The sequence below is a fragment of the Elioraea tepidiphila DSM 17972 genome (genome assembly GCF_000378465.1).
In the GTDB taxonomy this organism is placed as follows: domain Bacteria; phylum Pseudomonadota; class Alphaproteobacteria; order Acetobacterales; family Acetobacteraceae; genus Elioraea; species Elioraea tepidiphila.
The window spans coordinates 42,909-62,278 of sequence record NZ_KB899935.1; the positions used below are offsets into that span (position 1 = coordinate 42,909).

The 19,370-nt window shown below is 70.8% G+C and carries 16 protein-coding genes; 7 read left to right on the top strand and 9 right to left on the bottom strand.

The annotated features are described in order from the left end of the window. Window positions 1–11: 11 nt before the first annotated feature. A complete protein-coding gene (gene hutH, locus F563_RS0117720) occupies window positions 12–1,562 on the bottom strand; it encodes a histidine ammonia-lyase (RefSeq protein WP_051089424.1) in 1,551 nt (516 codons plus the stop codon). Between the two features lie 30 nt (window positions 1,563–1,592). Between hutH and F563_RS0117725 the strand changes: the two genes are divergently transcribed. Next, window positions 1,593–2,324, top strand: a complete 732-nt coding sequence (locus F563_RS0117725; protein ID WP_019016034.1) for a hypothetical protein — start codon at window positions 1,593–1,595, stop codon at window positions 2,322–2,324. A gap of 4 nt (window positions 2,325–2,328) precedes the next feature. Here the strand turns inward: F563_RS0117725 and hutU are convergent, their stop codons facing one another. The 3 genes from hutU to speB form a co-directional block, all read right to left on the bottom strand. Next, a complete protein-coding gene (gene hutU, locus F563_RS0117730; protein ID WP_026299687.1) occupies window positions 2,329–4,002 on the bottom strand; it encodes a urocanate hydratase in 1,674 nt (557 codons plus the stop codon). A gap of 306 nt (window positions 4,003–4,308) precedes the next feature. Next, on the bottom strand, window positions 4,309–5,544 hold the full coding sequence (locus F563_RS0117735; protein WP_019016036.1) for a polysaccharide pyruvyl transferase family protein: 1,236 nt from the start codon (window positions 5,542–5,544) through the stop codon (window positions 4,309–4,311). A 319-nt stretch (window positions 5,545–5,863) separates the two neighbouring features. Further along, a complete protein-coding gene (speB, locus tag F563_RS0117740) occupies window positions 5,864–6,934 on the bottom strand; it encodes an agmatinase (RefSeq protein ID WP_019016037.1) in 1,071 nt (356 codons plus the stop codon). A gap of 186 nt (window positions 6,935–7,120) precedes the next feature. On the opposite strand from speB, the gene F563_RS0117745 reads away from it, so the two are divergent. Both F563_RS0117745 and F563_RS0117750 read left to right on the top strand, forming a co-directional pair. Further along, entirely contained in the window at window positions 7,121–7,585 is a 465-nt protein-coding gene (locus F563_RS0117745; RefSeq protein ID WP_019016038.1) for a (2Fe-2S)-binding protein, read from the top strand. An 11-nt stretch (window positions 7,586–7,596) separates the two neighbouring features. Then, complete coding sequence (locus tag F563_RS0117750; protein ID WP_019016039.1) at window positions 7,597–9,795, top strand: xanthine dehydrogenase family protein molybdopterin-binding subunit; 2,199 nt, start codon at window positions 7,597–7,599, stop codon at window positions 9,793–9,795. Window positions 9,796–9,958: 163 nt separating this feature from the next. Here F563_RS0117750 and F563_RS0117755 read toward each other — a convergent pair whose 3' ends face one another. Both F563_RS0117755 and F563_RS0117760 read right to left on the bottom strand, forming a co-directional pair. Beyond that, on the bottom strand, window positions 9,959–11,416 hold the full coding sequence (locus F563_RS0117755; protein WP_019016040.1) for a GntP family permease: 1,458 nt from the start codon (window positions 11,414–11,416) through the stop codon (window positions 9,959–9,961). Beyond that, window positions 11,413–12,531 (bottom strand): patatin-like phospholipase family protein, encoded by a 1,119-nt coding sequence (locus tag F563_RS0117760; RefSeq protein ID WP_019016041.1) that lies wholly within the window; start codon window positions 12,529–12,531, stop codon window positions 11,413–11,415. Before F563_RS0117760 ends, F563_RS0117755 begins: the two co-directional genes overlap by 4 nt. Window positions 12,532–12,662: 131 nt before the next feature. Here F563_RS0117760 and F563_RS0117765 point away from each other — a divergent pair, with 131 nt between their 5' ends. From F563_RS0117765 to F563_RS0117780, 4 genes are all read left to right on the top strand, one after another. Further along, complete coding sequence (locus tag F563_RS0117765; RefSeq protein WP_035575616.1) at window positions 12,663–14,267, top strand: peptide chain release factor 3; 1,605 nt, start codon at window positions 12,663–12,665, stop codon at window positions 14,265–14,267. Between the two features lie 236 nt (window positions 14,268–14,503). Next, window positions 14,504–15,385 (top strand): sulfite exporter TauE/SafE family protein, encoded by an 882-nt coding sequence (locus F563_RS0117770; RefSeq protein WP_425386949.1) that lies wholly within the window; start codon window positions 14,504–14,506, stop codon window positions 15,383–15,385. After that, window positions 15,382–16,116 carry a TIGR02186 family protein gene (locus F563_RS0117775; RefSeq protein ID WP_019016044.1) on the top strand — a complete coding sequence of 245 codons (735 nt, stop codon included), beginning with the start codon at window positions 15,382–15,384 and terminating at the stop codon, window positions 16,114–16,116. The genes F563_RS0117770 and F563_RS0117775 overlap by 4 nt, the downstream gene beginning before the upstream one ends. Before the next feature lie 45 nt (window positions 16,117–16,161). After that, window positions 16,162–16,671 (top strand): universal stress protein, encoded by a 510-nt coding sequence (locus F563_RS0117780; protein ID WP_019016045.1) that lies wholly within the window; start codon window positions 16,162–16,164, stop codon window positions 16,669–16,671. 12 nt (window positions 16,672–16,683) lie between these two features. Here F563_RS0117780 and F563_RS0117785 read toward each other — a convergent pair whose 3' ends face one another. From F563_RS0117785 to F563_RS0117795, 3 genes are read right to left on the bottom strand one after another with little or no spacing between them, the layout of a single operon-like run. After that, window positions 16,684–17,613 (bottom strand): 3-hydroxybutyryl-CoA dehydrogenase, encoded by a 930-nt coding sequence (locus F563_RS0117785; protein WP_019016046.1) that lies wholly within the window; start codon window positions 17,611–17,613, stop codon window positions 16,684–16,686. After that, complete coding sequence (locus tag F563_RS0117790; protein WP_019016047.1) at window positions 17,613–18,551, bottom strand: electron transfer flavoprotein subunit alpha/FixB family protein; 939 nt, start codon at window positions 18,549–18,551, stop codon at window positions 17,613–17,615. The genes F563_RS0117785 and F563_RS0117790 overlap by 1 nt, the downstream gene beginning before the upstream one ends. A gap of 11 nt (window positions 18,552–18,562) precedes the next feature. Continuing rightward, window positions 18,563–19,312, bottom strand: coding sequence for an electron transfer flavoprotein subunit beta/FixA family protein (locus tag F563_RS0117795; protein ID WP_019016048.1), 750 nt, complete (start codon window positions 19,310–19,312; stop codon window positions 18,563–18,565). Window positions 19,313–19,370: the final 58 nt, after the last annotated feature.

Here is a 19,370-nt window from a genome sequence, read left to right on the forward strand (position 1 = left end):
CGCCGGCGCCCTCAGCCGGAGGACGAGGGCAGGGTGAGGGGGACGAGAGACGCGAGCGTGCCATCCTCGACCAGCGCGCGTGCGGCGGCGATGTCGGGGGCCATGGCGCGGTCCTCGGTCCAGCGCGGCACCGTCGCACGCACGCATGCGATCGCCTGCTCCAGCGTCGCGGAGGAGCGCAGCGGGCGGTGAAACTCGACCGCCTGGGCGGCGAGCAGCGCCTCGATGCCGATGATCGTGGCGAGGTTGCCGGCCATCGCGCCGAGCCGGAGCGCGGCCCCGGTCGCCATGCTGACATGATCCTCCTGGTTCGCACTCGTCGGGATCGTGTCGATGCTGCGCGGCGCGGCGAGCGCCTTGGTCTCGGCGGCGAGCGCGGCCGCGGTCACCTGCGCCAGCATGAAGCCCGAATGCAGACCCGGATCGGGGGCGAGGAAGGCGGGCAGGCCGGTCATCGCCGGATCGGTCAGCAGGGCGATGCGGCGTTCGGCAAGATTGCCGATCTCGGCCACCGCGAGGGCGAGCATGTCGGCGGCGAAGGCCACGGGCTCGGCATGGAAGTTGCCGCCCGAGAGAATCTCACCGGTCTCGGCGAACACGAGCGGGTTGTCGCTGACTGCGTTCGCCTCGGTCGCGAGCGTCGCCGCGGCGGTGCGGATCAGATCGAGGACCGCGCCCATCACCTGCGGCTGGCAGCGCAGCGAATACGGGTCCTGCACGCGCGGATCGCCGACGCGGTGGCTCTCGCGGATCGCGCTGGCGGCCAGCAGGGCGCGCAGCGCCCCGGCGACCTCGGCCTGCCCCGCATGGCCACGCACGGCCTGGACGCGTGGATCGAACGGGGTGTCCGAGCCGCGGGCGCCGTCCACACTGAGCGCGCCGGTGACGAGGGCGGCGGCGAAGGCGTCCTCGATCGCGAACAGGGCGTCGAGCGCGAGCGCGGTCGAGACCTGCGTGCCGTTCAGCAGCGCAAGCCCCTCCTTCGGCCCGAGTTCGAGCGGAGCAAGACGCGCTTCGCGCAGCGCCTCCGCGCCCGCGGCGATCCGCCCGTCCGGCAGGCGTGCCTCGCCCTCGCCGATCAGCACGAGGGCGACATGCGCGAGCGGGGCGAGATCGCCCGAGGCGCCGACCGAACCCTGCGCCGGGATCACCGGCAGCACGTCGGCGGCCAGCAGCCCGAGCAGCGCCTCGATGGTCGCGGGCTGCACGCCGGAGTGGCCGCGCGCGAGGCTTGCCGCCTTCAGCGCGAGGGTGAGGCGGACCACGCGGTCAGGCAGCGCCGGGCCAGTGCCGGCGGCGTGGCTGCGCACGATGTTGCGCTGGAGCTGAGCCAGCGCCTCGGGCCCGATGCGCGTCGAGGCGAGTTTGCCGAAGCCGGTATTGATTCCGTAGACGACCTCGCCGCGTGCGACTGCTGCCGCAACGGTGTCCGCAGCGGCCTGCACCGGCGCGCGCCATCCGTCGGCGAGCGCGGCCGGGGCGCCGTCGCGCACCGCGCGCCAGTCCGCGAGGCTGGCCCGGCCGGATGGGATCGGGCGAGGAGTGTGCGGTGTCTCACCCATGCGGCTGTCTCGTCATGGTATTCGTCCGTCATGAAGGACTGGCCTGAACCGCTGCGGCGACAGGTGCGCGCCCTGGTGCAGCAGATGGGGCTCGATCGCCACTGCCCGCGCATGCCGGGCGAGGCCTGGATCGGCGTCACGAGCATCGAGCCGTTCCGGCGCGCGAAGGAGCATCCGCTGATGCCGCGCAGCAGCGGCCGGCTCGAGACGCTCGGCGCGCGACCGATCGCTCGTGCGTTCGTCTGGGTCGATCGCGCCGGGCCGGAACTCTGGGTCGATCCCCGGGTGTCCGGCTATCGCGACCTGTTCGACGCCTTCGCGCGCGGCTGGCTCGGCCTGGCCGGGCGCCCGACCACCGGGTTCAACATCGACCACGTGTTCCCGAAGACGGCGGGAGCGCTCGACGGCTTGACGCATGTGCGGCTGATGGCGATCGGCGCGGCCGCGAACCAGGCGGCCGGCCGGACCCTGGAGCGCGCCATGGCCGACCGGGCCCAGGCGGCGCAGGAGCGGCGCGAGGCAGTCCGCAAGCAGGGCGGCACACCGCGCGAGCCCAAGCCGATCCGCCATGCCGTCTACATGACGCTCGGCAAGGCGACCGGCTTCGTCGGCTGGGAGCGCCTGCCCGACAGCACCGACGCCGCGGCCAACCTGCCGCTGGTGCGAGCGCTGTTCGCCCACCTCGCCGCCTGCGGCATCCGCGCCGACGTCCCCGCGGTCGAGCAGACTCTCACGGCGCACACGCTGACGCGGCACCACTAGAGGCTCAGCGATCGAGCATCGGCAGATCGAGCCCGTATTCGCGCGCGCAGGCGATCGCGAGGTCGTAGCCGGCATCGGCGTGGCGCATCACCCCCGTCGCCGGATCGTTCCACAGCACCCGCTGAAGCCGCTTCGCCGCCGCGGCGGTGCCGTCGGCGACGATCACCATGCCGGCGTGCTGCGAGTATCCCATGCCGACGCCGCCGCCGTGGTGGATCGAGACCCAGGTGGCCCCCGAAGCGCAGTTCAGCAGGGCGTTGAGCAGCGGCCAGTCCGAGACCGCGTCCGACCCGTCGAGCATCGCCTCGGTCTCGCGGTTGGGGCTCGCGACCGAGCCGCTGTCGAGATGATCGCGCCCGATCACGATCGGCGCGGACAGCTCTCCGGTCGCCACCATCTCGTTGAAGGCAAGGCCGAGACGGTGGCGCTGGCCCAGCCCCACCCAGCAGATGCGCGCCGGCAGGCCCTGGAACCTGATCCGTGCCTCGGCCATGTCGAGCCAGCGATGCAGATGCGGATCGTCGGGGATCAGTTCGCGCACGCGCGCATCGGTGCGGCGGATATCCTCCGGATCGCCGGACAGCGCGGCCCAGCGGAACGGTCCGATGCCGCGGCAGAACAGCGGGCGGATGTAGGCCGGCACGAAGCCCGGGAAGGCGAACGCATCCGCCAGGCCCTCGTCCTTCGCCATCTGGCGGATGTTGTTGCCGTAGTCGAGCACGGGCACGCCCATCCGGTGCCAGTCCAGCATCGCCTGCACATGCGCCACCATCGAGCGTTTCGCCGCTGCCGCGGTGCCGACCGGGTCGGACACGCGCCGCTCCTCCCACTCGGCGAGCGTCCAGCCTGCAGGCAGGTAGCCGTTGACGGGATCATGCGCGCTCGTCTGGTCGGTCACGGCATCGGGGCGCACGCCGCGGCGGACGAGTTCGGGGAACAGCTCGGCCGCATTGCCCAGCACCGCGACGCTGATCGCCGCGCGCCTGGCGCAGGCATCGCGCACCATCGCGAGGCCCTCGTCGAGGCTCTTGGCCCAGGCATCGACATAGCCGGTCGCAAGCCGCTTCTCGATCCGGCTCGGCTGGCACTCGATCGCCAGCATCGAGGCGCCGGCGAACACCGCGGCGAGCGGCTGCGCGCCCCCCATGCCGCCGAGGCCCGCGGTGAGGATCCACTTCCCGCCCAGATCGCCGCCGTAATGGCGTCGCCCGACCTCGGCGAAGGTCTCGTAGGTGCCCTGCACGATCCCCTGGCTGCCGATATAGATCCAGGAGCCTGCCGTCATCTGCCCGTACATCATCAGCCCGACCCGATCGAGCGCGCTGAAATGCTCCCAGCTCGCCCAGGCCGGGACGAGATTGCTGTTGGCGATCAACACGCGCGGCGCGTCGGGATGCGTGGGAAAGACGCCGACCGGCTTGCCCGACTGCACCAGCAGCGTGTGCTCCTCGTCCAGCCGCTTCAGCACCGAGGCGATCGTGTCGAAGCTCCGCCAGTCGCGCGCCGCCCGGCCAATGCCGCCATAGACGACGAGCTCGTCGGGACGCTCGGCCACCTCCGGGTCGAGATTGTTCATCAGCATCCGAAGCGGCGCCTCGGTGGTCCAAGACCTGGCGTTCAGCGTCGGCCCGCGGGGCGCGCGGATGGCGGGGGCGTTCCTGCGGCGAGGGTCGGTCATGGCTGGCCTCCGGATCGGCGAGGCAGTGAACGACGGCCCGGGCGTTGCGTCCAGGCGGCGCGAACGGGCGATCGACATCCGCGCCGGGCGATCACTGGCTGCCGGCGTTCCTCGCCGACACCGCGTCCGCGGTCGAGGCGTTCCTGCGTACGCCCGAGGCGGCGGGGGCCGGGTGGGACGTGGCGCGACATGGGCCGGGCGCGTCGGGCCGCACCACCTCATTCCTGCTACGCAGGCGTTTCCATCAGCCCGGGTCTCACTCCGACACGGGCCGTGAAGCCGTTGCGGGTCGGCGATCGGACGGCATTATGCCGCGCCCGCGCGCTCCGAACTGTGCGCCATCAGGGCGACAATCTCCGCCTGGAAGCGCGCGAGCGCGTCGGCAAGACGCCGCTTCGCTGCGCCGATCGTTGCCGCAAATGCCTCGCGCTCCGCGAATAACCGCGCGGCGCGGTCGAACACACACTCCGGATCGACGCCCTTCACGCCGAAGCAGAGATCGCCAATGCCCATGAGTTGGAAGAACGCGCGATTCTTGACGTCGTAGCCGATATTGACGGTTGGGATGCCGGCGGCGATGGCCAGGATGCTCGAATGCATCATCTGGCACACATGCAGGTCGAGCGCTGCATAGGCATCGAGCGTCGCCTGTGGCGGCGCATCGATCACCTCGGTCTCGATGCCGTGCTGGCGCAGCAGCACCGGAAATAGGCGCTCGACATCGCTGTGCATCACGTAGCGGAACCGGCACTGCCACGCGTCACGCATCCGGCAGACCAGCGGCACGATCCAACGCATTCGGTCGGGCAGGCTCGCGGCGCTGTTCGGCCCGTGCAAGGCAAAGTTGAGGCCGACAAGGGCAGGCTGCTGCCCCGCGTGCACCTGCAAGCTCTGCCTCGGCACCAAAAATAGCGCCGGGTCACCGATCAGATGCACCGGCTGTTCGCACACTGCGGCAAGCAGGTCCCGGCTGCTCTCGTCGCGCACCGCCACTAGGTCCATGTTGGCCGCAAGCTCGCGCAGCATCGCGAGGGAACGGGGCGCAACAGTAGCGGGGGCAAGCGCCTGCAGCGTGCCGTCAGTGCTTATCTGGTTGACGCCCGAGCCGTAGACGATGCGCGCGCAGCTCATGCGCCGGATCAGCTCGATATCGCGCTCGATTCGCCGCGGCAGCTCGTTATCCGGGCCGAAGAAGAAATAGCCGCTGCCCGCGATCACGAACAGGCCATTCTCCTGGTTGAGCCGCGCGACATGCCGCTCGGTCAGCTCGCCCCTCCCCACCTCGACGAACATGGGAGGCGTTCGGAAAGGCAGCGCAGCGAGCTGCGCCGCGATCGCTTCGCGGATCGCGGCGTCACCCTTGTTCGTGTGATCGACCACGCGCCAGGCATCGAAGTCGATGCGGAAATCCTTCAGCACCCGCCAGCGGAAGCGGTCGAAGCTGCGCATCGCCGCGGCCCGGACATGGCCTTTGACGCTCCGCCGCACCACGCTCCGCTCCCGTGCGGCAGGCTCGGCGACGTAGAGCAGGACGAGGGTCACCGGCCGCTGCCCCGGGCGCGATGCGCCTTGCAGAACCCGGCCCGCCGCCGGGTCGCGCCATCGCGCGACCAAGGATAAGGCCACCCGACATCGCCCAGCATGCTCACCTCGTCGAAATGTCCCGAGTCACCGCGACGAAGTGTACCGTCGATGGTGGCACGGTCCGCCGCGGGCCAGACCGTATACAGCGCCAATCCCGCCTTGTCGAAGCCCGATTGGTTACAGCCGGGTTTCAATGCCGCCCTTCACCATGACGAATGTATGGTTTCCGCGCAGGGACCAGATCATTTGGGGTCGATTCGAACAGGCGGGTACAACATCACGAATCTGCGCCGTCCACCCCACGCGGGTGAAAACCCGGTGCCAGCACCATGAGGCAGAGGATCTGGAACAGCATCTGCGCCCCCGCCTGCGCCGTGACCGTCGTCGCGTCGTACTGCGGCGCGACCTCGACCACGTCGCCCGCCACGATGTCGAGCCCGGCCAGCCCGCGTAAGAGCGCGATCGCCTCGCGCGTCGTGAACCCGCCCGCCTCGGGCGTGCCCGTGCCGGGGGCGAAGGCCGGGTCCAGCGCATCGACATCGAAGGACAGATAGGCCGGGCCGTCACCGATCACGCTCCGCGCGCGCTCGATCACGCCCGCGATGCCGATGCGGTCCACCTCGTCCATCGGGATCACGGTCATGCCGCTGTCGTAGGAGAACTCCCACAGCCAGCCCGCGCCGCCGCGGATGCCGATCTGGATCGTGCGCGCGGGGTCGAGCGCGCCCGCCAGCACCGCCTCGCGGAACGGTCCGCCATGATGGAACTTCGTGCCCTCCTGCATCCCCGCGGTATCGGCATGGGCGTCGATGTGGACGAGGCCGAGCGGACGGTCGCGGCCGAGCGCGCGCAGGATCGGCAGGGTGATGGAATGATCGCCGCCCACCATCAGCGGCCGCGCGCCGGCAGAATGAACGCGCGCGACGAAGGCCTCGATCGCCTCGTGGCACCGCTCGAGCGAATAGCGCGTCGGCAGGGCGATGTCGCCGATATCGGCGATGCGGCCGCGGCTCAGCGGCACGAGGTCGTGCACCGGATCGTAGGGGCCGATGCGCTCGACCGCGCGCACCGCGCGTGGGCCGAGGCGGGCGCCGGCGCGGTTGGTCACGCCGAGATCCATCGGGATGCCGAACAGGGCGATGTCGAGCCCGCCGAGATCGGGCGCCTCGGCCGCGGCGGTGTCGAGCCGGGCGGAGAGCAGGCTCGCCGGCCCCTCGAACGGCCAGCGCCGGCGCCCGCCCTCGGCGAAATGCGCGCGCGCGATCGCGGCGAAGCGCGGATCGAACACCTCGCCCGGCTTGGCCTCGGCGTAGCGGGCGCGCAGGCGCGCGAGAGTCTGCTGATCCATGGCGAGCGACTCCGATGCGTGGAGGCGGATGATAGGCGAGGTGGCGCGGCGCGTCAGGCGCGCGTCCCGATGATCGCGCCGGCGTCACTGGCGGGCCCGCGTCTTTCCGGTTGCGGACCGGCGGCGATGGGAGGACAGTCCCCGCCAAGCCCGTCCCCGGAGCGGAGAGCGGGCGCGGAGGGAACGATGAGCGAGAACGTCCAGACGACGGTCAACGGCCGCGCGGTGACGCTGCGCGCCGAGGATGCCGACATGCCGCTGCTCTATGCGCTGCGCAACGAGCTCGGCCTGACGGGCCTGCATTACGGCTGCGGGCTGGCGCAATGCGGCGCCTGTACCGTGCACCTCGACGGCGAGGCCGTGCGGTCGTGCCAGGTCCCGGCCGTGCAGGCGCGCGGCAAGCGCATCGTCACGCTCGAAGGGCTCGGCACGCCCGAGCGGCCGCACCCGGTGCAGAAGGCGTTCATCGAGGAGCAGGCGGTGCAGTGCGGCTATTGCCTTCCCGGCATGATCATGCAGTCGGCGGCGCTGCTCGCGAGGAATCCGAGGCCGACCGAGGCGCAGATCCGCGAGGAACTCGCCGGCGTGATCTGCCGCTGCGGCACCCAGCCGCGCGTGATCGCGGCGGTGCTGCGCGCGGCCCAAGCGTGAGGGAGGCAGCCATGAACGCAGTCCTCGATCGCCGCGCGATCCTCAAGGCCGGCGGCGCGCTGACCGTCGCCTTCTCGGTCGGGCTCGCCCCGCGTGGTGCCGCCGCCTGGACCGAGAAGCCGGTCGCGACCGACGAGGTCGCCACCTTCCTGTCGATCGACGCGCACGGCGCCGTGACCGTGCATATCGGCAAGGTCGATCTCGGCACGGGCGTGCGCACGGGGTTCATGCAGATCGCCGCCGACGAGCTCGACGTGCCGATGGCGCGCGTCACGGTGATCGAGGGCGACACCGCGCTCACCCCCGATCAGGGGCCGACCTATGGCTCGCTCTCGATCCAGAACGGCGGGGTGCAGCTGCGCGCGGCGTGCGCCACCGCGCGGCGCGAGCTCCTCCGTCTCGCCGCCGAGCGGCTGCGCGCCGAGCCTGCGTCCCTGCGGGTCGAGGACGGGGTGGTGATCGGCGCGCAGGGGCGCGTCAGCTACGCGGAACTGGTCGGCGGACGCGCGCTCGATCTCAAGGTGGACACGAACGCGCCGATCAAGCCGCCCGAGGCGCGCCGGATCGTCGGCCGCGCGGTGCCCCGCGTCGACATCCCCGACAAGGTGTTCGGCCGGTTCCGCTACGTCTACGACGTCCGGCGCGACGGCATGCTGCACGGCCGCACGGTGTTCCCGCCCGCACTCGGCGCGACCGTCGAGACGTTGGACGAGGGCTCGGTGCGCGGCATCCCGGGCGTGGTGCGTGTGGTGCGCGAGGGCAACTATGTGGGGGTGGTTGCCGAGACGGAATGGGCTGCGATCAAGGCCGCACGCGCGCTCAGCGTGCGCTGGTCGTCCTGGGCGGGCCTGCCGGAGCAGGCGCGGATCTGGGAGCATGTGCGCGCGACCCCGGTCGCGCAGGTGCAGGTGACCTCCGATCGCGGCAACCCGGGCGAGGCGATCCGCGGGGCGGCGAAGACGTTGTCGGCCACCTACGACTTCCCGATCCACAGCCACGCGTCGATGGGACCGTCCTGCGCGGTCGCCGAGTTCGCGGGCGGGCGGCTCACGGTCTGGACCGCGAGCCAGGCGACGCACAACCTGCGCAAGCAGCTCGGCCTGATGCTGGGGATGCCGATCGAGCAGATCCGCTGCATCTATCTCGAAGGCTCGGGCTGCTACGGCCGCAACGGCCACGAGGACGCGGCCGCCGACGCCGCGTTGCTTGCGCGCGCCGTCGGCCGGCCCGTGCGTCTGCAATGGATGCGCCAGGACGAGCACGCCTGGGATCCGAAGGGGCCGCCCCATCTGGTCGATCTGCGCGCGGGGCTCGACGCGCAGGGCAACATCGTCGGCTGGGAGAGCGAGGCGTTCATTCCCAAGGGCGCGGGCGGCAACGTGGATCTCACCACCGCGGAGCTCGCCGGGCTGCCGCGCGAGAACCAGATCCATCCCGGCAACATCATCCACAACCTCGCGGTTCCGTATACGTTCCCGGCTGTCAAGACGACCTGCCACCGGCTCGACTCCACGCCGTTCCGCCCGTCCTGGATCCGCACGCCGGGGCGGATGCAGAACACCTACGCGAACGAGGCGTTCATCGACGAATGCGCGGCGGCGGCCGGCGCCGATCCGATCGCCTATCGGCTGCGCTACCTGCCGGCGGACGATCCGCGCGGACGCGAGGTGCTGGAGCGCGTGGCCCGGCTCGCCAACTGGCAGACGCGCCCCTCGCCGCAATCCGACCGCTCGGGCGAGATCCTGCGCGGCCGCGGCGTGAGCTACTGCAAGTACGAGCTGGTGCGCACCTATGTCGCCGGCGTGGCCGAAGTGGAGGTGAACCGCCGCACCGGCGCGATCCGCGTCACGCGGTTCTGGTGCACGCATGATTGCGGGCAGATGATCAACCCGGACGGCGTGAAGGCGCAGGTCGAGGGCAACATCGTCCACACGCTCTCGCGCACCTTCAAGGAGGAGCTGACCTTCAGCCGCAGTGCGGTGACCAGCGTGGACTGGAGCACCTACCAGGTGATCACCATGCCCGAGGTGCCGGAGATCATCGTCGAGCTGATCGACCGGCCGACCGAGCGACCCTGGGGCTCGGGCGAACCGGCGGCGGCGATCGTGCCGTCGGCGGTCAGCAACGCGATCTTCGACGCGACGGGTGTGCGCATGCGCTCGATCCCCTATACGCCGGCGAAGATGCGCGCGGCGATCCAGGGCGCGTAGTGTGTGTTGGGCGCGGCGGGGTCTTGCCCCGCCGCGCTCATACCAGCCTGCCGAAGGTTTCACCCTCGGCAGGCCGGCATGGGGTTTCGTTCGCGCGTGGCCGCCCCACCAGCCCGACGCGCGATACCCGGCTGCCAAAGGTCGAACCTTTGGCAGCCGGGTATCAGAACGTCCCGACGAACGTCCCGAGCAGGATCAGCACGACCAGCGACACGATCGGCCCGAGCGCGGCGACCACGAACAGGTCGCCATAGGCCTGCCGGTGGGTCAGCCCGCAGATGCCGAGCAGCGTGATCACCGCGCCGTTGTGCGGCAGCGCATCGAGGCCGCCCGTGGCGACCGTGGTGACGCGATGCAGCAGTTCGGGCGCGATCCCTGCCGCCTGACCGAGTTCGAGATAGGTCGGGCCAAGCGTCTTCAGCGCGATGCTCATCCCGCCCGAGGCCGAGCCCGTCATCCCCGCGAGCACGTTCACCGCCACCGCGAGCGAGATCAGCGGATTGCCCCCGCCCACGCCGAGCACCGCGTCGCGGATCGTCTCGAACGCGCCGAGCGATGCGACCACCGCGCCGAACCCCACCAGCGAGGCGGTGTTGAAGATCGGCAGCACGGAGGCGTTGGCGCCGTCGTCGAGCGAGCGGGTCAGCTTCGGCAGGCGCGCGCGGTTCGCCATCGCGATCGCGACGATCGCGATCGTCAGCGCCAGCACGATCGCCCAGAGGCCGCGCACTGCGGTGATGTCGGTCGCGCCATACTCCGGCTGCGCGAGATAGGACGTGTCGAGCCGCGGGATCACCAGCGCGGTGAAGACGAGGTTGAGCGCGACCACCAGCGCCACCGGCGCGATCGCGAGCGCGAAGGAGGGCAGCGCGCGCGTCTCGGGCGGCGGGTGCGCGCCGATCTCCATCAGGTCGAAGCCCTCGCCCTGGGCCCGCTCGCGCAAGTTCTTGTCGGGTGTCGCCGCGCCATCGGCCGAGCCGCCGTAGCCCTCGCCGGAACCGCGCGCCTGCCGCTCGCGGAATGTCAGCCAGGCGAGGCCCATCCCAAGCATGATCAGCCCCGCGATCACGCCGAGCCCGGGGGCCGCGAACGGCGTGGTGCCGAAATAGGGCATCGGGATCGCGTTCTGGATCGCCGGCGTGCCGGGCAGCGCGGTCATGGTGAAGGTGAAGGCGCCGAGCGCGATGGTCGCCGGGATCAGCCGCTTCGGAATGTCCGCCTGTCGGAACAGGGCCGCCGCCACCGGATAGACCGCGAAGGCGACGACGAACAGCGACACGCCGCCATAGGTCAGCACCGCGCAGGCGAGCACCACGGCGAGGATCGAGCGCCCGGCACCGAGGCGGGCGACCATGCCGCGCGCGATCGCCTCCGCGCTGCCGCTGTCGTCCATCAGCTTGCCGAACACCGCGCCCAGCAGGAACAGCGGGAAGAACGGCACGATGAAGTCGCCGGTCGCGCGCATGAACACCTGGGTGTAGGTGGCGAGCAGCGGCACGCCGCCGTCGAACCCGGCCGCGAGCACCGCCATCAGCGGTGCCAGGATCAGCACCGTGACGCCACGATAGGCGAGATAGATCAGCAGCCCGAGGGCGAGGACGACGCCGATTATGCCGGTCACGCGGCGTTCTCCGCGCCGGTGCCGTCGGCGATCGCGGCCGGCCGGACGCTGCCCCAGAGCACGTGGTCGAGCGGATAGGTCGAGCGCGCGCCGAGATCGTCGCGGTGCTCCGCAAGGAAGCGGTCGGCCGCCTGCCAGCCGACATCGTGCAGGTGCCTCAGGAAGGCCCATTCCGCATTCAGCTTCGACGATACGCCCAGAGCCGCCATCTCGGCCTCGGCGTGGATGCGGTGGATCAGCATGTCGCGATAGCGTTCGCGCTCCAGGCCTTCGACATCGATGAGCTGCTTCAGCAGCAGGATCGTGCGCAGCTCCTTCAGCAGCGACGCGTTGAAGCTCAGCTCGTTGACGCGGTTGAGGATGTCGCGCGCGGATTTCGGCACCTCGGCACGCACCAGCGGATTGATCTGCACGATCACGAGGTCGCGCGCGTCGCACTCGTCCACCAGCGGATAGAGCGCGGGGTTGCCCATGTAGCCGCCGTCCCAGTAGGCCTCGCCCTCGATCTCCACCGCCTTGAACAGGAAGGGCAGGCAGGCCGAGGCCATCACGCTGTCGAGCGCGATCTTCGGCTGGCGGAACACGTGCGGCCGGCCGGTGCGCACATTGGTCGCGGCGACGAACACCTTCAGCGCGTCGCAGCGGTTGACGTTGCCAAAATCGACCGTCTCGCGCACGAGATCGCGCAGCGGGTTGATATCGAGCGGATTGGTGTCGTAGGGCGACAGCAGCCGGCTCGCGAGGTCCATCGCGAGATAGCCGGGCGAGAGATCGAGCGTCCAGCGGCCGAGCGCGTGGTCGAGCCAGGTGCGCTGCACCGGGCTCGTGCGCGCGGCATCGCTGACCGCGCGCCAGAACCGTTCGAGTGCCGCGCGCGCGCCGTCGCGACCGCCGCGCACCAGCCCGTCGGCCACCACGACGGCGTTCATCGCCCCGGCGGAGGTGCCGCTGATCCCCTCGATCGCGATCGCCTCGTCGGCGAGCAGCCGGTCCAGCACGCCCCAGGTGAAGGCGCCATGCGCGCCGCCGCCCTGCAGGGCCAATTCGATCCGCTTCGGTCGGGAGAACGAGGCCACGCGGCCGGCGGCCCGTTCGGGGGTCGTCTGCTGGGGCATGGCCGGGACATGGGGGAGATCATGCTGCGATGCAACACAAAAACGCCCGACCGGTCCCGCGCGGGCGCAAGGGCGGGGCGCGCACCCGGCGCTGGTGCGGCGCGCACCGGTCCGGCATGGTGCCGCGCATCATGAACGACGGACCCTTCCCGGGCCGGCCTGCCACGCAGGCCGCGAGCCCCCGCCGCACTTTCGCGATCATCGCCCATCCCGACGCCGGCAAGACCACGCTGACCGAGCGACTCTTGCTGGCCGGCGGGGCGATCCGGCTCGCCGGCGAGGTGAAGGCGCGCGGCGATCGGCGGCGCGCCCGCTCGGACTGGATGGAGATCGAGCAGAAGCGCGGGATCTCCGTCACCTCCTCGGTGATGACCTTCGAACGTGACGGCATCACCTTCAACCTGCTCGACACGCCGGGCCACCAGGATTTCAGCGAGGACACCTACCGGACGCTGACCGCGGTCGATTCCGCGGTGATGGTGATCGACGCGGCGAAGGGCATCGAGAGCCAGACCCGCAAGCTGTTCGAGGTCTGCCGGCTGCGCGACATCCCGATCGCCACCTTCATCAACAAGGTCGATCGCGAGGGCCAGGACCCGTTCGCGCTGATGGACGAGATCGCTTCGAGCCTCGCGCTCGACACCGCGCCGATCACCTGGCCGGTGGGCATGGGCACGGACTTCCGCGGCCTGTTCGATCTGCGGGCGAACCGCGTGCTGCTGCCGGGCGAGGACGGCACAGCGGGGTATGCGCGCGCGGTGGACGTGACCGGTCCGGACGATTCGGCACTGGTGGAACTGCTGCCGGAGCATGCGCGGGCCGCGCTCGCCGAACAGGCCGAGCTCGCGCTGTCGGCCTGCCCGGCGCCCGACGCCGAGGCGTATCGCGAGGGGCATCTGACGCCGGTGTTCTTCGGCTCCGCGCTGCGGGGGTTCGGGGTGGCGAGCCTGCTCGACTTCCTGGCTGCGCATGCGCCCGGGCCGCGGCCGCAGCCGGCCGAGCCGCGCGCGATCGAGCCGGACGAGCCCACGACCACGGGCTTCGTGTTCAAGGTGCAGGCCAACATGGACCCGCAGCACCGCGACCGGATCGCCTTCGTGCGGCTCTGCTCGGGGCGGTTCCGGCGCGGCATGCGGCTGACGCCCACGCGCACCGGCCGGGCGCTCGCGGTGCAGAACCCGATCTTCTTCTTCGCGCAGGACCGCGAGCTCGCCGAGGAGGCCTATCCGGGCGACATCATCGGCATTCCGAACCACGGCACGCTCCGCGTCGGCGAGACGCTGACCGAGGGCGAGCCGATCCGGTTCACCGGGCTGCCGGATTTCGCGCCCGAGATCCTGCGCCGGGTGCGGCTCGCCGATCCGATGCGGGCGAAGCAGATGCGGAAAGGCCTCGAGGATCTCGCGGAGGAGGGCGTGGTGCAGGTGCTGCGCCCGGTGATCGGCGCGGAGTGGATCGTCGGCGTGGTGGGCCAGCTCCAGCTCGACGTGCTGGAGAGCCGGATGATGGCGGAATACGGCGTGAAGATCGCGCTGGAGACCGCGCCGGCCGAGGCGGCGCGCTGGATCGCCGGCGCGCGCGAGGAGGTGGCGCGGTTCGTGGAGCGGCATCGCAGCGCGATCGCCGAGGATCGCGATGGCGATCCGGTGTTCCTGGCGCCGAGCCGCTGGCAGCTGAACCGCGCGATCGAGGAGTGGCCGGCGCTCCGCTTCGGCGCGACCAAGGAAAGACACTGACCGGGGGGCCGCAAGGCCCCCCGCCCCCCCCCCTGAGGGCGGCGCGCCTCGTTGGGCGTGCCGCGGACCCCGTCGTGCAGGGGAGTGTGGGGGGACCAGCGTGGTCCCCCCGCCACGTTTTCTTCAATCCTTCCTCAGTTCTGCCTGTTTCGCCTTGTTCCCTCCGGCCCTGCGGCCCACTCTGCCGCGGCCGCCGCGAGTCGTTTCGAATGCAGGTCTACCTTCCCCTCGCCGAGATGTCGGTCGACGTCCTGCTGGTCGTCGGCATCGGGCTCGCGGTCGGGCTGCTTTCCGGCCTGTTCGGCGTCGGCGGCGGGTTCCTGATGACGCCGCTGCTGATCTTCATCGGCATCCCCTCGGCGGTCGCGGTCGCGACCTCGGCCAACCAGACCATGGGCGCCTCGATCTCCGGGCTGATCGCGCATTGGCGACGCGGCAACGTGGACGCGAAGATGGGCGCTGTACTGACCGCGGCCGGGCTCGCGGGCTCGGCGCTCGGGGTGCAGCTCTTCGTGCTGGTGCGAAGTCTCGGCCAGCTCGATCTCGTGGTCGCGCTGTTCTACGTCGTGGTGCTCGGCATCGTCGGCTCGCTGATGGCGGCCGAGAGCGTACGCGCCCTGATGCGTCGCCGCCGGCAGATCCGCCGCCGCCTGCACGAGCATTTCTGGATGCACGGCCTGCCGCTGAAGATGCGGTTCCGCCAGAGCCGGCTCTACATCAGCGTCATCCCGCCGGTGCTGATCGGTTTCGGCATCGGCCTGCTGTCGGCGATCATGGGCGTGGGCGGCGGGTTCATTCTCGTGCCCGCGATGATCTACCTGCTCGGCATGCCGACCGGGGTGGTGATCGGCACCTCGCTGTTCCAGGTGGTGTTCGTCACCGCGGCGGTGACGGTGATGCAGTCGGTCAGCACCCAGAGCGTGGACATCATCCTCTCGCTGCTGCTGATGGCCGGCGCGGTCGCCGGCGCGCAATTCGGCGCGGCGATGGGCTCGCGGCTCCGCGGCGAGGAGACACGCGGGCTCCTGGGCCTCCTGGTGCTGATGGTGGCGCTGGAGCTCGGCATCAACCTGTTCCGCCGCCCCGAGGCCATGTTCGTGGTGGAACCGCTGCTGTGAGCCGCCCTCCCCGCCTCGCCGCCGCGCTGCTCGCCGCCTCCCTGTTCGCGCCCTCGCCGGCGGCGGCGCTGGTCGCCGAGCTGTCGCAGCGCGAGATCGAGGTCACGACCGGCTTCACCGGCGCGGAACTGCTGGTGTTCGGCGCCAAGGAGACGGCGCCCGCCGACCTGGTGGTGGCCGTGCGCGGGCCGGCGCTGCCCTTCGTGGTGCGGCAGAAGACCCGCATCGCCGGCATGTGGGTGAACGGCGCCTCCGAGATCTTCAACACCGCACCGACCTTCTACGCCATCGCCTCGACCCGGCCGCTCACCGAGATCCTGCCCGAGAGCGAGCGCCAACGGCTCCGGCTCGGGCTGGACGCGCTGCCGCTCCGGCCCGAGGGGTCGCGCGACGATCCCGCGTTCCGCGACGCGCTGGTGGAGATCAAGACCGATGCCGGGCTCTATCGCCAGGTGGATGACGGCGTGACCCTCGTCGGAGACCGGCTCTTCCATACCCGCGTCTTCCTGCCGCCGACGGTGGTTCCCGGACCGTACCGGGTGGATGTGCTGGCGGTGCAGGACGGGCGCATCGTCGCTGCACGCGATGTCTCGCTCGTCGTCCGCCGGGTCGGCACCTCGGCCGAGATCTGGCGTTTCGCGCACGACCATTCCTGGTTCTACGGCTTCGGCGCGGTGCTGGTCGCGGCACTGGCCGGCTGGGCCGGCAGCGTGCTGTTCCGGCGGAACTGAGACCGGCTCGCGCGATCGGCGCAGAGGCGGGTATGATGCGCGGTCATGACCGACGAGACCGCCTCCAAAGCCGCCGAGCATGAGGCCGCCCGGCGCGACCGCACCTTCCTCGTGGTGGTGGACGACAGCCCGGAACGGGCGGTCGCGCTGCGCTACGCGGCGCTGCGCGCCGCGCGCGGCGGCGGCCGCGTAGCCCTGCTGCGCGTCACCGAGCCGCCCGGCCAGACCGAATGGGCGGGCGTGGAGGAGATGATGCGCGAGGAGCGGCGCGCCGAGGCCGAACAGCTGCTGCAGGGCCTCGCCGCCGAGGTGAACCGGATCACCGGCACGATGCCGGTGCTCTACCTGCGCGAGGGCGAGGCGCGCGACGAGCTTCTGAAGCTGCTCGCCGAGGAGAAGGGCATCAGCGTGCTGGTGCTCGCCTCCTCGACGTCATCCGAGGGGCCGGGACCGCTGATCACGGCGCTGACGGGGCGGTACAACCGCCAGCTCCGCACGCCGCTTGTGATCGTGCCGGGCGGGCTGTCGGAGGACGAACTCGAGACGGTGACGTAGTCGCGGCGCGCCCTACCGCGTCGGCCGCGGCGTCTCGCCCGAGTAGTCGTAGAAGCCCTTGCCGGTCTTCCGCCCGAGCCAGCCCGCCTCGACATACTTCACCAGCAGCGGGCAGGGCCGGTACTTGCTGTCCGACAACCCCTCGTACAGCACCTGCATGATCGAGAGGCAGGTATCGAGGCCGATGAAGTCCGCAAGCTCCAGCGGCCCCATCGGATGGTTCGCGCCGAGCTTCATCGCCGTGTCGATCGAGCGGATGTCGCCGACACCCTCGTAGAGCGCATAGACCGCCTCGTTGATCATCGGCACCAGGATCCGGTTGACGATGAAGGCCGGGAAATCCTCGGCCACGGCGGTGGTCTTGCCGAGCTTCGCCGCGAGCGCCTGGATCGCCTGGAAGGTCGGCTCGTCGGTGGCGATGCCGCGGATCACCTCGACGAGCTTCATCACCGGCACCGGGTTCATGAAATGCATGCCGATGAACTTCGCCGGGCGGTCGGTCGCGGCAGCAAGCCCGGTGATGCTGATCGAGGAGGTGTTGGTCGCGATCAGGCATCCGGGCTTGAGATGCGGGCAGAGCGCCCGGAAGATCGTCTTCTTGATCTCCTCCTTCTCGGTCGCGGCCTCGATCACGAGATCGGCGTCGGCGAGCAGCGCGTAGTCGGTGCCGGTGCGGATGCGCGCGAGCGCGGCCTCCTTGTCCTCGGCCGAGATCGTGCCCTTGGCGACCTGGCGGTCCATGTTCTTCGCCATCACGCCGCGCGCGCGTTCGAGCGCCTCGGGCTTGACGTCGATCATGGTCACCGGCAGCCCGGCAAGCGCGCAGACATGGGCGATGCCGCTGCCCATCTGGCCCGCACCGATCACGCCGATCGCCGCGATCGTCGGGACCTCCATCGTCGCCTGCGCCTCGGCCGGGGTCGTCTTCGTGTCCATGGTCATCACTTGCTGTCCAGCGCGGCGGCGAGTTCGGGCAGGGCCTGGAACAGGTCGGCCACCAGCCCGTAATCGGCGACCTGGAAGATCGGCGCCTCCTCGTCCTTGTTGATCGCGACGATCACCTTGCTGTCCTTCATGCCGGCGAGGTGCTGGATCGCGCCCGAGATGCCGACCGCCACGTAGAGTTCGGGGGCGACGATCTTGCCGGTCTGGCCGACCTGGTAGTCGTTCGGCACGAAGCCCGCATCCACCGCCGCACGCGACGCGCCCACCGCGGCGCCGAGCTTGTCGGCGACCGCGTCGATCAGCTTGAAGTTCTCGCCCGAGCCCATGCCGCGCCCGCCGGAGATGACGATGCGCGCCGCCGTCAACTCGGGCCGCTCGGACTTCGACAACTCCTGGCCGACGAAGCGCGAGAGCCCCGGATCCTCGGCCGCCGCGACCGGCTCGATCGCCGCCGACCCGCCCTCCTCCGGCAGCGGGTCGAAGCTCGCCGCGCGCACCGTGATCACCTTGGTCGCGTCCGACGACTTCACGGTGGCGAGCGCATTGCCGGCATAGATCGGGCGGACGAAGGTGTCGGCGTCGACCACGCCGGCGATGTCGCTGATCGGCTGCACGTCGAGCAGCGCGCCGAGCCGCGGCATCACGTTCTTGCCCATCGTGGTGGAGGGCGCCAGCAGATGCGAGTAGCCCGGCGCGAGGGTCGCGAGAAGCGCCGCGAGCGGCTCGGCGAGCGGATGCGCGTAGGCGGGCGCATCCGCCACCAGCACCTTGGCGACACCGGGCAGCTTCGCCGCCGACTCCGCGGCCTCGGCCACACCCTCGCCCACCACCAGCACATGCACCTCGCCGCCGATCCGCTCGGCTGCGGCGACCGCGCTGCGCGTCGGCTGCTTCACGTGCCGGCCGTCATGATCGGCCAGAACCAGGATCGCCATCGCGCCCCTCCTCAGATCACCTTGGCCTCGGTGCGGAGCTTCTGGACGAGCTCCGCGACCGACCCGACCTTCACCCCCGCCTTGCGCTTCGGCGGCTCCTCCACCTTCAGCACCCTGAGCCGCGGCGTGACATCGACGCCGAGATCGGCGGGCTTCACCGTCTCGATCGTCTTCTTGCGCGCCTTCATGATGTTCGGCAGCGAGGCGTAGCGCGGCTCGTTCAGGCGCAGATCGGTGGTCACGATCGCCGGCAGCTTGAGATCGACCGTCTCCAGCCCGCCATCGATCTCGCGCGTGACGGTGATGCGGCCGTCGCCGGGCTCGACCTTGCTCGCGAAGGTCCCCTGGGCCCAGCCGAGCAGCGCGGCCAGCATCTGGCCCGTCGCGTTCATGTCGTCATCGATCGCCTGCTTGCCCATGATGACGAGATCGGGCGTCTCCTTCGCCACCAGAGCCTTCAGCAGCTTGGCGACCGCGAGCGGCTGGAGCTCGGCATCCGTCTCGATCAGGATGCCGCGGTCCGCCCCCATCGCGAGCGCGGTGCGGATCGTCTCCTGGCAGGCGGCAACCCCGGCCGAGACCGCGACGATCTCGGTCGCCTTGCCCTTCTCCTTGAGCCGGACCGCCTCCTCGACGGCGATCTCGTCGAACGGGTTCATCGACATCTTCACGTTCGCCGTGTCGACGCCCGAACCGTCCGATTTCACCCGGATCTTGACATTGTAGTCGACCACCCGCTTGACCGGGACGAGGATCTTCATGCGTGACCTGCCGTCTCTCCGCGGCGCGGGGAAGAAGCCCGCCCGAGGGCGGCCCGGC